The organism is Acinetobacter higginsii (assembly GCF_000369845.1).
Classification (GTDB): Bacteria; Pseudomonadota; Gammaproteobacteria; order Pseudomonadales; family Moraxellaceae; genus Acinetobacter; species Acinetobacter higginsii.
On the sequence record NZ_KB850213.1, the window covers coordinates 324,633 to 339,186 of the forward strand.

At 41.6% G+C, this 14,554-nt stretch carries 14 protein-coding genes; 8 read left to right on the plus strand and 6 right to left on the minus strand.

Annotated elements, in window-relative coordinates:
• The first annotated feature begins 130 nt into the window (after positions 1-130).
• Complete coding sequence (locus F885_RS12425) at positions 131-2,281, plus strand: TonB-dependent siderophore receptor (protein WP_005315271.1); 2,151 nt, start codon at positions 131-133, stop codon at positions 2,279-2,281.
• A gap of 73 nt (positions 2,282-2,354) precedes the next feature.
• Here F885_RS12425 and F885_RS12420 read toward each other — a convergent pair whose 3' ends face one another.
• From F885_RS12420 to miaB, 4 genes are all read right to left on the minus strand, one after another.
• Complete coding sequence (locus tag F885_RS12420; RefSeq protein ID WP_005315274.1) at positions 2,355-2,654, minus strand: antibiotic biosynthesis monooxygenase family protein; 300 nt, start codon at positions 2,652-2,654, stop codon at positions 2,355-2,357.
• A gap of 11 nt (positions 2,655-2,665) precedes the next feature.
• Positions 2,666-3,151 (minus strand): rRNA maturation RNase YbeY, encoded by a 486-nt coding sequence (gene ybeY / locus F885_RS12415; RefSeq protein ID WP_005315276.1) that lies wholly within the window; start codon positions 3,149-3,151, stop codon positions 2,666-2,668.
• 67 nt (positions 3,152-3,218) lie between these two features.
• Positions 3,219-4,295, minus strand: a complete 1,077-nt coding sequence (locus F885_RS12410) for a PhoH family protein (protein WP_004655946.1) — start codon at positions 4,293-4,295, stop codon at positions 3,219-3,221.
• A gap of 39 nt (positions 4,296-4,334) precedes the next feature.
• Positions 4,335-5,786 (minus strand): tRNA (N6-isopentenyl adenosine(37)-C2)-methylthiotransferase MiaB, encoded by a 1,452-nt coding sequence (gene miaB / locus F885_RS12405; RefSeq protein ID WP_005315280.1) that lies wholly within the window; start codon positions 5,784-5,786, stop codon positions 4,335-4,337.
• A gap of 300 nt (positions 5,787-6,086) precedes the next feature.
• Here miaB and F885_RS12400 point away from each other — a divergent pair, with 300 nt between their 5' ends.
• The 4 genes from F885_RS12400 to F885_RS12385 all read left to right on the plus strand — a co-directional run bounded on the left by F885_RS12400 (position 6,087) and on the right by F885_RS12385 (position 10,261).
• Positions 6,087-7,994, plus strand: a complete 1,908-nt coding sequence (locus tag F885_RS12400) for a lytic transglycosylase domain-containing protein (RefSeq protein WP_171061094.1) — start codon at positions 6,087-6,089, stop codon at positions 7,992-7,994.
• 45 nt (positions 7,995-8,039) lie between these two features.
• Complete coding sequence (locus F885_RS12395; RefSeq protein ID WP_004802585.1) at positions 8,040-8,708, plus strand: ribonuclease T2 family protein; 669 nt, start codon at positions 8,040-8,042, stop codon at positions 8,706-8,708.
• Between the two features lie 167 nt (positions 8,709-8,875).
• Positions 8,876-9,862 (plus strand): malate dehydrogenase, encoded by a 987-nt coding sequence (locus tag F885_RS12390; RefSeq protein WP_004655942.1) that lies wholly within the window; start codon positions 8,876-8,878, stop codon positions 9,860-9,862.
• 156 nt (positions 9,863-10,018) lie between these two features.
• Positions 10,019-10,261, plus strand: coding sequence for a DUF2789 family protein (locus tag F885_RS12385; protein WP_005200238.1), 243 nt, complete (start codon positions 10,019-10,021; stop codon positions 10,259-10,261).
• Positions 10,262-10,281: 20 nt separating this feature from the next.
• Here the strand turns inward: F885_RS12385 and F885_RS12380 are convergent, their stop codons facing one another.
• The gene (locus F885_RS12380) at positions 10,282-10,809 is read right to left on the minus strand and encodes a hypothetical protein (RefSeq protein WP_004802587.1); all 528 of its coding nucleotides are present in this window, start codon (positions 10,807-10,809) and stop codon (positions 10,282-10,284) included.
• 62 nt (positions 10,810-10,871) lie between these two features.
• Positions 10,872-11,498, minus strand: coding sequence for a 2OG-Fe(II) oxygenase (locus tag F885_RS12375; RefSeq protein ID WP_005315282.1), 627 nt, complete (start codon positions 11,496-11,498; stop codon positions 10,872-10,874).
• A gap of 117 nt (positions 11,499-11,615) precedes the next feature.
• Between F885_RS12375 and F885_RS12370 the strand changes: the two genes are divergently transcribed.
• The 3 genes from F885_RS12370 to F885_RS12360 are packed head-to-tail and all read left to right on the plus strand — an operon-like array spanning position 11,616 to position 14,423.
• Positions 11,616-12,473 (plus strand): 23S rRNA (adenine(2030)-N(6))-methyltransferase RlmJ, encoded by an 858-nt coding sequence (locus F885_RS12370; protein ID WP_005200234.1) that lies wholly within the window; start codon positions 11,616-11,618, stop codon positions 12,471-12,473.
• Between the two features lie 38 nt (positions 12,474-12,511).
• Positions 12,512-13,345 carry a CDP-diacylglycerol--serine O-phosphatidyltransferase gene (gene pssA / locus F885_RS12365; protein ID WP_004802590.1) on the plus strand — a complete coding sequence of 278 codons (834 nt, stop codon included), beginning with the start codon at positions 12,512-12,514 and terminating at the stop codon, positions 13,343-13,345.
• Between the two features lie 16 nt (positions 13,346-13,361).
• Positions 13,362-14,423, plus strand: coding sequence for a DUF6670 family protein (locus F885_RS12360; RefSeq protein WP_005315283.1), 1,062 nt, complete (start codon positions 13,362-13,364; stop codon positions 14,421-14,423).
• Positions 14,424-14,554: the final 131 nt, after the last annotated feature.

Here is a 14,554-nt window from a genome sequence, read left to right on the forward strand (position 1 = left end):
AAACAATTATCATTTGCAATGTGTTTTTAGTTAACTCTCCTTTTGAAAATGAATGCATCCTTCTTAAAATTTATCGGGGGAATGAGATGCATGTTTTCAAGACCGTTCCCTTGCAATAAGGACATATTTCATGCATCAACCTCCAACTTTAAACCTGTTTAAAGCCCGCCCACTGGTCTTGGCAATGGCTGCGATCTTGTTACCTACATTGGTATTTGCAGAAGACGAAGCGAACGAAAATGCAAAATTGCCAACGATTACAGTAAAAGCAGAAGAAGGGGCTTTAGCTGTAACGGAAGGTAAGAAAAGTTATACCGCTAAAAGTACCAATACATCGACCAAACTTAATTTATCGCTTCGAGAAACACCACAATCGGTCAAAGTTCTCACCCGTGAGTATTTGGATGATGCCAATATTACATCGTTTCAGGACATGTTAAATAACGTCACAGGTGTGACTGTGAATCAGTGGGATGAACGTCAGTACCCAACAGCACGTGGTTTTGATGTCGACTATTATCTGTTTGATGGTGTTCCAAGCAATGTGGGGATGGAAGCCAATGATCCTGATTTAACCATGTACGATCGGGTTGAACTGGTGAAAGGCGCAAATGGTTTGATGACAGGTGCTGGGAATCCTGCTATTGCGATTAACATGATTCGAAAACATGCCAATGCGAAAGAGTTGACAGGGAATGTCAGCACTTCTTTGGGCTCATGGAATGCATGGTCAAGTTCAGCAGATATTTCCACACCATTAAATGCTGATGGTAGTGTCCGTGGTCGTGTCGTCGTGAAGCACGAGGATATGGATTCGTATATGGATCGCTACGAAAAAACCAATAATGTAGTCTATGCGGTTGTGGATGCAGATATTACGGACAAGACTTATCTTTCAGTCGGTGCGGGGTATCAGAATCTAGAGCGAGAGGGTGTTCGTTGGGGCGGATTGCCCGCATTTTACACCGATGGTACCCGAACTGATTTCGATCGCTCTAAATCGGTGAGTTCGGATTGGACCTACTGGAATACCGATACCACCACGGCTTTTGCAACATTGAAGCAGAATCTATTTAACGATATCAATTTGAATGTGAACTATGCTTATCGAGAAGTAAAACAAGACACGGCCTTGCTCTATTCATGGGGGAAGCTGGATAAAGCAACCAATACACTCGGCTCTTTTATGACCTGGTCTGATGCCACCCAGACTAAAGAAAATAATATTGATACCTATCTCTCAGCACCTTTTATGCTGGGTGGCTTAAAGCAGGAAGTTGTTGCAGGTTTTATGTATAACCAAAGCAAGAAAGATAAGTGGTACTCAGGAACGCCTCCGATTGCCTCAGGTGCCGTGCTCGATTTTGATCATCCAAATATTCCATTAATTGGTGCCATTCAGAATAATAACTTGTATCAACCTCCAAATAAGACCACACAAACAGGTGCTTATCTTGCAGGCAAGTTCAGCTTGTTGGAGCCATTGAAGTTAATTACAGGGGTACGTTTATCAAACTGGAAATATGAAAGTGACAATGGTGAAGGCAATCGGGAATTTAATAATGAAGTTACACCATATGCAGGCTTAGTTTTTGATTTTCTGGATCAATACTCTTGGTATGCCAGTTATACCAGTATCTTTAAGCCAGAAGATAAACGAGATGCGAATCGCCAATATCTTGATCCAAGAGAAGGGAAAAGCTATGAAACTGGCTTAAAAGGTGAGTTTTTAGACGGTAAATTGAATGCGGCCTTGTCGGTATTTAAAACCCTGCAGGATAATGTTGCAGAAGAGATAGTTGGTGTTTTTGTACCTGATACCAATGGTAACCCAACCACTGAGAAAGCCTACCGCAGTGTAGATGGCGTTGAAAGCAAAGGGGTTGAGTTTGAACTAGATGGGGAAATTAAAGACAACTGGAACCTGAGTTTCGGTGTTGCTCATTTCAATGCCAAAGATGCCAAAGGGAATGAAGTTCAAACCATGTCTTCAAGAACCAGCGCCAATCTCTTTACCAAATATACCTTGGATAAATGGAGTGTGGGTGGCGGGCTAAACTATAAGAGTAAATTTTATACTGGAGAAGGCAGTCAACGTATTAGCCAAGATGCATATGCTTTAGCAAACTTAATGGTGGGCTATGATATTGATTCAAATATCAAAGCACAGATTAATTTGAATAATGTATTTGATAAAAAATATTATTCAGGCATCGGGAATAACAGCATGGTTTATGGATCACCTCGTAACGTGACTTTGACGCTACGTTATCAATTCTAATTCTCTTGAGAAATAACAAAACGGCTGCATTCAGCCGTTTTGTTATTGAAGATGTGGATAAGTTCGTGCTTATTCACATGTCATTCTGACTCGAATAAGCACGTTCAATGTTGCAGATTTCCACACTAAAATCCTGATACCATTTTTCTTTGCCTAATCGTTGAGCAACCAGATGTTCTGCATCGCGTTGCCACTGCTTGATATCTTCAAGGTTATGCCAGTAAGACAATGCAATTTCAAAACCATTTTCACTACACGCTTCAAACTTGATGCAGTTAAATTGGCTCAAGGCTTTATTTCTCAGCTTTTGTGCCATTTCTGAATAAGTTGCGTCAAGTTGTTTGATCGTGGCTTTAAAAATAACGATATACATAGGACCTTGGATTAGCTTTCATCGGCTTGGTAAGGATTGGCGATACCCAGTTTTTTTAGAATCTCAATTTCTAAAGCTTCCATTTCTTCAGCTTCAGTTTCACTGGTTTCATGATCGAAACCAAGCAAGTGTAGAACGCCGTGGACCAATAAATGGGTGAAATGATCGCTTGGCGTCTTTTGCTGTTCAGCCGCTTCTTGTAAAACCACAGGAATGCAGATGACTAAGTCACCTAAAGGTTCTGCATCGAGTAAACTGAGCATTTCCTCAGGAATATCACTTGGGAAAGACAGCACATTGGTCGGTTTGTCTTTTTCGCGATATTGCAGATTGAGTTCATGGCTTTCAGCGAGATCAACACAGGCAATTCCAATTTCACAATTGGCATCAAAACCGACATGACGCAGTGCAGTTTCGATATTTTTTTTGATTTGACCACGTTTGAGTGGCAATTCAGTAGCTTGAAAGTCTTGTTGAAGACTTAAATTGATTTTCAAAGTAGATCCTTAAAATCGTCCCCCTAAGATGCGACTAAAGCATCTTAAGGGGAGTGGAGGGATTTTTCTAAATGTGTTGCGCATCTGCCGCAGAATCATTTTCTGCAATCAGTGCTTCTTGTTTGGCTTTGCGTTCGGCACGGGCTTCAGCAGACAGGCGTTGCTGTTCACTGTCCCAACCTTCGTAAGCTTCAACAATTTTTTGTACCAATTGATGGCGAACCACATCACGTGAATGGAAACGGGTGATATGAATCTCATGGACATTTTCCAGTACACGTAATGCTTGTGCTAAACCTGATTGTTGCCCACGCGGTAAGTCAACCTGTGTAACGTCACCCGTAATCACTGCACGTGAACCAAAACCTAAACGGGTCAGGAACATCTTCATCTGTTCAGGTGTGGTGTTTTGTGCTTCATCTAAAATGACGAATGAGTGGTTCAAGGTGCGTCCGCGCATATAGGCCAGCGGAGCAACTTCAATCACTTGGCGTTCAATCAATTTAGCCACTTTTTCGAAGCCCAGCATTTCATATAGGGCATCGTAAAGTGGACGTAAGTAGGGATCGATTTTTTGGGTGAGGTCACCGGGTAAGAAACCGAGCTTTTCACCGGCTTCAACCGCAGGACGAACCAGCAAGATTCGCTGAATTTCATTGCGTTCCAGCATATCAACCGCGGCAGCAACCGCCAGATAGGTTTTACCGGTCCCTGCTGGGCCAATGCCGAAGGAAATATCACTTTGTAAAATACGTTGTACATAGCGTTTTTGATTGGCGCCACGTGGGTTAATTCGCCCTTTGCGGGTCTGTAACCAAACACTATCGAGGCCTGTATGTTCTTGATCTGAATCATCCATCAGTTCACGATCCGTCTGTGAACCTTGGATCATCAAATGAATGACATCGGCGCTGATTTGTGAGGAAATTTCTGATTCTTGATAGAGCCGTTGCAGTAGTGCTTCGGCTCTTTCGACCGCTTCTATATCACCATCGAGATAAAAGGCATCACCACGGTGAGTAATTTTGACATCTAAACGTTGTTCGATTTGTTTTAAATGCCCGTTATACGCACCGAGCATGCTTTTCAAACGTTCCAATTGAATTTCAGGGAACGTTACTGTACGTCGAATCGCTGCAGTCAAGATAAACCCTTTTTGTTGCTTTGTAGGAATACCCTTACATTACGCCACGTCAGGTTCAAGATTCAAGAGTTCTCCGTAAACTAAATTCAAAGTTTTAATTTCCGTGATCTCAATCTCTGCGAAACGCCCAATCCACGCGGCATCACCGATAAAAGTAACCAAACGTGTATTGTCCGCTGTACCAATTAAAACATTCGGATCTTTATCCGAAACCTTCTCAATTAACACCCGTTCAATCTTACCGAGCATGGCATCCGTTTTATCAATACTCGAACGTTTAATCACTTCTTGTACTTGAGCCAAACGGTCTTTTTTCACTTGCTCAGGGGTGTTGTCTGGTAAATCAGAAGCTGGTGTACCTGGACGCTTCGAATAGACAAAACTATAAGAGTGATCGAAATCTAGATCTTTAATGAACTGTAGGGTTTCAGCAAAGTGAGCATCTGTTTCGCCTGGGAAACCGATGATGAAGTCGCTGGATAAATGCATATCTGGACGTACTTTACGTAACTTGGCAATTTTATCGATGTAGACATCAATCGTATGGTTACGTTTCATGGCTTGCAATACATCGTTTGAACCACTTTGTACTGGTAGGTGCAAGTGCGAAACCATTTGCGGTAAATCACGGTAGCATTGAATTAAATCCTCTGAGAATTCAAGCGGGTGAGAGGTGGTGTAGCGTAGACGACCAATCCCTGGAATTTCTGCCACTAAGCGCAACAATTCTGGGAAGGTACAAATTTCACCTTCAAAGGTTTCACCACGATAACCATTCACGTTTTGACCGAGTAAGCTGATCTCACGTACACCTTTTTCAGCCAAGCCAGCGATTTCTGCCAACACGTCATCCAACGGACGAGACACTTCTTCGCCACGGGTATAAGGGACCACACAGAATGAACAGTATTTCGAGCAACCTTCCATGATGGAAACGAATGCTTTGAAGCCTTCCACACGCGGTTCAGGCAAAAAGTCGAACTTTTCGATATCTGGGAAAGAAATATCAACCAATTTGATTTTTTCTTTCTTTGGTTTTTCAATTTGAGCGTGATGCTGATCTAGCATTTGTGGCAAACGGTGCAGCGTTTGTGGACCAAAGATCATATCCACATAAGGTGCGCGTTTTTGAATGTTGTCACCTTCTTGTGATGCAACACAACCACCCACACCAATGATGAGATCTGGGTTTTGTTCTTTCAGTTTGCGCCAGCGACCTAGACCACTAAATACCTTCTCTTGTGCTTTTTCACGGATCGAGCAGGTATTCATCAGCAGAATGTCTGCTTCGTTTGGATTGTCAGTGAGTACATAGCCATGTGAATCACCTAACAAATCTGCCATACGATGACTGTCATACTCATTCATCTGACACCCTTGAGTTTCAATAAACAATTTCTTGATTGAAACATCAGCGGTGTGCATTGGCTGGGTAACAGTGTTTTCTGAAGCAGCTTTTACAGCACTGGGAATGAATGTTTGAACCGTCATGCAGGCTCCTAAACAAGGTGGATTTAAATAAACGGCGGATTATAGCAGTATTTTAAACGGAACGCAGAGAATAAAAAACTGACAAAAATGGACAGTTTATGAATAAAATTGCGCGAATTTTAATGAATATGAATCAGTAATTTACATAACACAACAATAGTGGAAGGCCAGACTTATTACACTATAATGGCAGGGCAAAATTGGGCATAGATATTGATGAAGATGAAAAAGCAGCGTGATTTTAGAACAACCGTAACTCCAAAATTGAATAACAAGAAGAGCTTCCGTTGTTTTATTGCAATGGGAGGAATGATCGCATGCTCGTCTGTCTATGCTTTAGATGAACAATTTAATGATGCGTTGCGCGCTGCCAATGCAGGCAATTCTGCTTTGCTCGATCAATATCAATCTGACATGCAAAATGATGCTTTGGGTTATTATCCAGAATATTGGAAACTGAACACCAATCTTGGCTTTCAGCCTGCATCTTCGATTATTAGCTTTGCACAACGCTATCCACAATCAGCGATGGCGGAAAAACTCTCTGCCGATTACGTGGAAGAAAAAGTCAAACTCGGAAGCTTTGCCGATGCCAAGCCTGTACTGAGTTATGTCACCAATCCAGATCAAGAAGAAAGCTGCGCCGTTGCACAAGTCCGTGCAAAAACAGGTGATAGTCTGGTTTTTGCAGAATATAAAGACATTTGGTTAGCAACCAATTCTCAGCCTGAATCATGTAATGGTTTGGGGCGTTTGATGCTGTCTAGCCCATTGATGACTGCACAAGACCGTCAACAACGTTTATGGGGTCAATTACGTGCAGGCCAATCTGGTCCCGCGATTGCCACTGCTCAAACCATGGGCTTGAATCTTTCTTTAGCGCAGTTTAATCAAATTCAAGCCAATCCATTGGGTTATTTGTGGAGTGCACCGAAGTCGAATGATGCCGATTATGCCTATTTAATCTTTGCCTTAGGACGTGTTGCGGATAGCGACTTAACCAATGCTTTGGGCAATGTGCAGCGTGCTGTTCAAGATGTGCCACAACCCGTACAACAATATTTATATCGCACCATTGGTTATGTCGGTGGTACTACCGTGATGAAAAATGGCTTTAATCGTGAAGTGTTAAATGCCTATGACCAAAGTTATGGTTATCCATTTAGCCCTGAAGAAGCTGAAATTTATGCCCGTCAGGCGATTCGTTTCGGGGCGTGGGAAAGTTTGATTCGTGCGATTGATGCGATGTCGGTGACACAAAAGCAGGAAGACCGTTGGCAGTATTGGTTGGCACGTGCATCGGAGCAGCGTTCAGATGGTGGTTCTAAACAAGCGGCACAGCAGATTTATCGCAAATTGGCACAAGCTGGCGATGATTACCATAACTTGTTGGCGAAAGATCGCCTAGGTGAACGTTATAACCATCAGCCTTATAATGAGCAGCCAAGCACTCAGGATATTCAACGCCTGAATCAAAATATTCATTTTAGACGTGCGTTTGCATTAAGAGATGTCAATGCGCCTGCCAATTATACCAATCGTGAGTGGAACTGGGCGGTTCGCCAAGCCTATTTACAACACGACGATGGTCTGCTTTTAGCTGCAGCGAAACGTGCGCATGATGTCGGTTGGTATGATCGTGCAATTTATGCAGCGGATCGTACCACGTCTCGCCATAATGATACTTATCGTTACGCGACACCGCATCGTAGCAATGTAACCAGTCATAGTTACAATGCAGGTATTGATCCAGCATGGGCCTATGGTTTAATGCGCCAAGAGAGTCGTTTTGTAACCTCCGCACGTTCCCATGTTGGGGCAGGTGGTTTAATGCAGATTATGCCAAACACGGCAAAATTGATCGCAAGACAAATGGGTGAAACTTATAATCCTGCGGCATTGAGTGAAATGAACACCAATATTCGATACGGGACCTATTATCTTTCAATGATTCAAAGTCAGTTGAGTGGTAATGCGGTATTGGCAACAGCAGGTTATAACGCGGGCCCAAATCGTGCACGCCGTTGGCAGCCTGATGCTCAGAATATGGCAGCAGATCAATATACTGAAACGATTCCATTATTGGAAACACGTGACTATGTTAAACATGTCATGACCAACGCTACACATTATGGCGTGGTATTAGGGCAGGGATCGCAATCGTTAGAAAAACGAATGAGTACGATTCCTGTACGTAGTGGGCCTTAAGACACACCAAGATGTTTAAGTGAAACAATGAAGTTTTTGCATTTGATGAAACCAATCGAATTACTCAAAGGGCAATTGATGAGATCGCTACAGGCCTTGGCTTGTTACTTGGTCTTCTCTTTCAGTGCTCCATTACATGCTGCGAGTAATCCAGACGTTGCAGGCTATGTCATGCATGTCCAAATGACACCTGCTGCTTGCTCTTTTGATTCATCAAGACAAAAGCAACGTAAATGTCTGGAAGGTTATTCCCTCACGATTGCAAGTTTATTGCCTGAAGTACCGCTCAACCGAGATTGCTCAACTAAAACATCTGCCAAATTATCGCCATTACAAGCAAAGGTGGTGGCGCGTGTCATGCCTGATGAAAATGCCCGTGTGCAGTTATGGCAGGATGTGGGGGGGTGTATGCCGATGAATGCTAGTCAATATTTTAGAACCATTATTAACTTTGCGGAGCGTTTAAAAATCCCTGCGGATTTGACCAGCCCGAATACCATTGAAGTACAAAAGGAAAGCTTAAGACAGCAATTTACCAAGCTCAATCCTTCATTACCGCCGAATGGTATTCGTTTTACTTGCCAGTCATCGAGATTTGATTCGGTGCTGACTGAAATACGCGTTTGTTATCAGAAAAATGGTCAATATAAACAATGCGCAAGCCATATTGTGACGGGCTGCCCAAGTGAATTTACAATTAAAGGCAGTTACTAGGTATTTACCTAGTTTGATTTGTATTTTCTATTAGACTTTCGTTGAAATTCATTCTCTTTTACATGCATCTGTATTCGCTTTAGAGTACAATCTTTGCCGTTTATGATAATTCGATTGAATAATAATAGCGTTCAATCGTGCAAACGCATCTCATTGGAGAATATCACATGAAGCAACCCGTTCGTGTTGCCGTTACAGGCGCTGCTGGTCAAATTGGTTATAGCTTATTATTCCGTATCGCAAGCGGAGAAATGTTAGGTAAAGATCAACCAGTAATTTTACAATTGCTTGAAGTTCCTTTTGAGAAAGCTCAACAAGCGCTTAAAGGCGTGATGATGGAACTTGATGACTGTGCTTTCCCATTATTGGCAGGCATGATCGGGACTGATGATCCTAAAGTTGCATTTAAAGATGCTGACTATGCGTTATTAGTTGGTTCTCGCCCACGTGGTCCTGGTATGGAACGTGCTGACTTGTTGAAAGTGAATGGCGAAATCTTTATCGGTCAAGGCCAAGCACTTAACGAAGTTGCTAGCCGTGACGTTAAAGTATTGGTTGTTGGTAACCCAGCAAACACCAATGCTTACATCGCAATGAAATCTGCTCCAGATCTTCCAGCGAAAAACTTTACCGCAATGTTACGTCTTGACCACAACCGTGCCTTGACTCAACTTGCTCAAAAAGCAGGTGTTGCAGTTTCTGACATCGAAGACATGACTGTTTGGGGTAACCACTCTCCAACAATGTACGCTGACTACCGTTTTGCAACTGCAAATGGTGTAAGCTTAAAAGACAAAATCAACGATGCTGCATGGAACAAAGATGTGTTCCTTCCAACTGTTGGTAAACGTGGTGCTGCGATTATCGAAGCACGTGGTTTGTCTTCAGCTGCTTCAGCTGCAAACGCTGCAATCGATCACATGCGTGACTGGGCGTTGGGCACTAACGGCAAATGGGTAACTATGGGTATTCCATCTGATGGTTCTTATGGTATTCCAGAAGGTGTTATGTTCGGTTTCCCTGTAACCACTGAAAACGGTGAATACAAAATCGTTCAAGGCTTAGAAATTGACGAGTTCAGCCGTGAGCGCATCAACTTCACGTTGAATGAGCTTGAAGAAGAACGTGCAGCAATTGCTGACATGGTTAAATAATTTATCTTTTTGATAAATTGGAAGCACTCTCCTAGAGAGTGCTTTTTTTATGCCAATAAACACAAAAAACAACAAGAAAATATAGACCTATCGCTGCATGCTATGGCGATTTGCTGTTAGATTACTTCGATAAAGGACATGATTTGGAGAATAACAATGTTTGAACAGCAACCGACACTTGAGCTTTTATTCGAACAACTTGGGCTTGGGGCGGATGAGGCAGCAATCGAAAACTTTGTGAAAACTCATCAACTACCCGCTGATAAAAAGTTACATGAAGCTGAGTTCTGGAGTGCAGGGCAGCGAGATTTTCTCAAAAGTCACTGGGATAAAGATGATGAGTGGGCGATCGTGATTGATGAGTTGAATCAACAGCTACATGTTGATAGCACAAGATAGTCAAATAAAAAAAGCTCACATTAGTGAGCTTTTTTTTGAATCAATGTTTTAAACCAATCTTCTTGGCGTATGGCATTAAATGCAGGGTGGAGTTGTAATAACTCTAAATCATGTTCTAAACACGACACATATTTTTTTAACCAGTGTTGTGTTAAGGCTTGTTCTTGTTTAGCTGCTGATGCGTAGGCCAAGAAGAAATAGACGTCTAAATGCTCATGATGGGCCAAGGGTTTTAAAATTTGTTGGGTAATCAAGGCAAAGCGTCGTTCTTTGGTCAACTCAAAGTAAATCATATAGGCTTTGGCTAGATGCAAGGACAAATTCAAATATAAGCTGAGTGGCATTTCATCGTATTCAATACGCGCCTGTTCAATGAGCACGATTGCTTCTTGCAAGAAATGCAATTGTTCCTGACGAATATGGCTCAGTACCACTAATTGCAAACGTAGGTCGGCACGTTCTAAAGCAAGTTCGGGAGTATTGCTGTCTAAATAGAGTTGGTCTGTTTCACCAATTCGAGCAATCACTTGTTGAGTTTCATTCGACATTATGGATCCAAAATCGTCAGTTATGCGTGGTATATAAGGGTGTTTTTAGGAATTTAAAGGGTTTAAGCTTTATTCCAAATTGAGCCACCACTACGTAACCATGCAGTGATTGATAAACGTTGCTGTTTAGAGAGTAGGACTTCGTGCAAGACATCGCTTTGAAAAATCGCGAGACGATTCGGTTGTGGTTGAATGATATGCCATTGATCATGCTTATCCTGCAATCGTAATTGACCACCCCAATTCTCTTGCCAATTTTCATGCAAATAAAACACGGTCGAAATCATACGATCATTTTTTTGTTGTGGGTTATCGCGGTGTAAAGCATAAAACTCACCTGCGTTATAACAAGCGAAATGTGCTTCGACTTCTTTAATGCCTAAATAGAAAGCCTGATTCAACGCTTGAGATAGATGTTCTAAGGTCTGTAAATGCTGTTGTGCAATCGGCAGTTGCCCATCAATCCATAGAATGTGATCACTACGGATATGGCTGACCACACCATTTTGTATCCCTGCTGCTCTAAATTCGGCAAGATGCGAAGTACATTCATGTGCAAGAGCTTGTACATATTCATCTGAATACACTTGATCAATCAAGGCAAAGCCAAATTCATTTAGATCATCCAGCACTTGATCCAGATTCCAAGACTGAAGATTTAATGCGGGTGGAAGAGTTGTTGCTTGCATAGCACTCCAATGACTTAGGTTCGATTGTAGGGCAATTTTAGACGATCACATCAACGCTAAAGAATACTTTTTTCTTTCATGTTAAACTACCCGCTGAATTGAGGAATAATTGTCAACATGAATTACCGTCACCATTTCCATGCGGGTAACTTTGCCGATGTTATGAAGCATGTACTTTTGCTTCAACTGCTCGCTCGTTTAAATGCTAAAGATAAACCTTATCGATATATCGATACCCATGGTGGTGCAGGTAAATATGATTTATCTACGTCTGAAGCACAAAAATCAGGTGAATTCTTAACGGGTATCCATCGTTTGGTCAAGCTTGACGATTCGATTAAACGTAATGCGCCTGAAGGTGTAAAGCAATATCTTAAAATTGTTGAAGATATGCGTGCTGGTTCGGGTAAAGGCGCTTATCCAGGTTCACCTTGGTTTGCGCTTGAAGGTATGCGTGATATTGATAAAGCAACTATATTTGAAATGCAGCGTGATGTGTTTCAACAATTGTATTTTAATATTCGTGATAAACGTGCGGGCTTGCATGAGCGTGATTTTTATGAAGGCCTGATGGGTGTTATTCCGCCGAAAGAAAAGCGCGGATTGGTCATGATTGACCCTCCTTACGAAATTGAGCGTAAAGATTTCCCGCAATTGGTTGAAATACTCCAAGCCGCACATAAAAAATGGCCAACAGGTGTGATTGCAGTTTGGTATCCAATCAAAGATCGCGCCATGATTGAACGTTTTGAAAAGAAAATGATGAAAACGGGTATTCGCCGTCAGCTCATTTGTGAAATTTGTGTATGGCCAGATGACACCCCAGTCGGATTGAATGGTTGTGGCTTATTGGTGATTAATCCACCTTGGAAGTTCTCAGAAGATGCGGATCAAGCATTACAATGGTTATTTCCACATTTGCGCATGAGTGAAAATGGTGGACATGCTGCAGTGCGTTGGTTGGTGGGTGAATAACCCATCAACGTCCAAATATTCTCGAGGAATTGAAAATAATGACAAATTCTCTTAAACCTGATTCTGATTTGAACAAAGAAGATCATTCTTTTGATGGAATCACTTTTGAAGTAGAAGAAGAAGAGCATACGCACGAAGGACAAAAAGTGAAACGCCGTGGCATTTATTTATGGCCGAATTTAATTACAACAGCCGCACTTCTTTCTGGTTTTTATTCCATTATTGCCAGTATGAATGGAAACTTTAACCAAGCGATCTATGCCATTTTCTTGGCTGCATTGCTTGATGGTTTGGATGGGAGAGTGGCTCGTGCAATTGGTGCACAAAGTGCATTTGGTGAGCAATACGATTCGCTTTCTGACTTGTTGGCGTTTGGTGTTGCACCCGCTATTTTGATGTATAGCTGGAGCTTGCATGATCTTGGACGTATCGGTTTAGCCTGTTGCTTTATTTATACAGCTTGTGCCGCTTTCCGCCTAGCGCGTTTCAATGTGCAAATCGGCGTGGTGGATAAGCGCTACTTTATTGGTATCGCCAGCCCGCTTGCGGCAGTGACTGTTATTTCATTGGTATGGGTCGGTCGTGATTATCCATTTATCTTTGATTTAAAAGATATCGTCATTCAAGTGATTAATTCAGTGGTCATGGTTGCCGTTGGCTTACTGATGATTTCAAACATCAAATACTATTCATTTAAACAAATGGATCGTAAGCGTGTACCTTTCGTCGTGATGTTACCTGTGGTCTTGATTTTTGCTGCAATCACGTACAACATTCCTGTAGGGATACTGATAGTCTGTATCATCTATGTCCTTTCAGGATTTGTGACGACACTATTTGCCAAAAAGAATGATGCTAAAATAACAACTTAAAATACGGAGGTTCAGTATGCCAATATTGATGAATAGCAATCAATTAAAGCAGCTGAACCTCAATAAGTCAGATGCTTTAACTTTTCATCCACCCAAAGGTCTTTTTAAAATTGTTTATCAGGCCTTAATCCTGCCAAATTTGCCTGAACCCTTTCATTATTTAAATTTCATTAGCCTGATTGGCCAACCTCGTATCCCTATTTGTTATAACGCCAGTGCAATTGCTACGACGGCAATTGATACTGCGACTGTTTTGGTTGCCAGTAGTTTATCTACAGTCGGGCATCTCAAAAGTTATAGTGCCAAAGAACAGTGTCAATTAGAGCAAGATCGTTACCAGTTTTTAGATGTAGATCAAATCCAAGTTGATTTCCCAAATTATTATTTTAAGCGTGATGATGAAGAACTCAGTTGCCAACTCAAAGTGAATATTGGTACTGAGATAGAAAACCATTCAGCCTTGCAATGGGGCGTTGGGGATTATTGGTATGTTCGCTGTCAGTGCGAAGGCGAAATCACCTATAAAAAACAAAAATATCAAATCCAAGCACAAGGCATTTTGAAACATGCCAGAGCCATCTACTTACCTTTTATCGCCTTTCATTTTTTTACTTATCAAATTATTCAGGTCAGTGCAGACTTCCAGATCATCTTATCTGAACTTAGAAATCAGTGGAATAACATTATTTTTTCTAGAATTGAAATTCAGTCGAATGAGCAAAATTCAATACTCTATGATCATCAAGTCATTTTAGATGTCACACGTGTATATCCTAAAGTACAGACCCCAAATGGACGGGAGATGTATTTGCCGCGGGAATTTATTTGGCAATATTCAGAAAAGGGAGAGGTGGTCTTTCAACTACACGCTCAAAGCCGAGGTGATTATAAATTTGGCTTAGCTGCGGGTTATGTAGGAAGTTTTAATTATCAATTATTGTGGAACAAACAAAGCTATCAAGGTTCTGGATACTGTGAATATATCGATTGTCGCCCTTTACACTGGCAAGAAAAAAATAAAACTGAGCAAATAATCGACCAAGTTGCACATTTTCAGCCTTATTTGTGTAAAAAATAATCGATCAAAGCAATAAATTAAGATAATTTAAAAAAGGGGGTTGTGTTGGATGTGAAATGCTGTAGAATGCACATCCATCGGCGGTGATGCAGATAAAAACTTGTTGAGAAACAAGGATTTGGCTAGAAAAG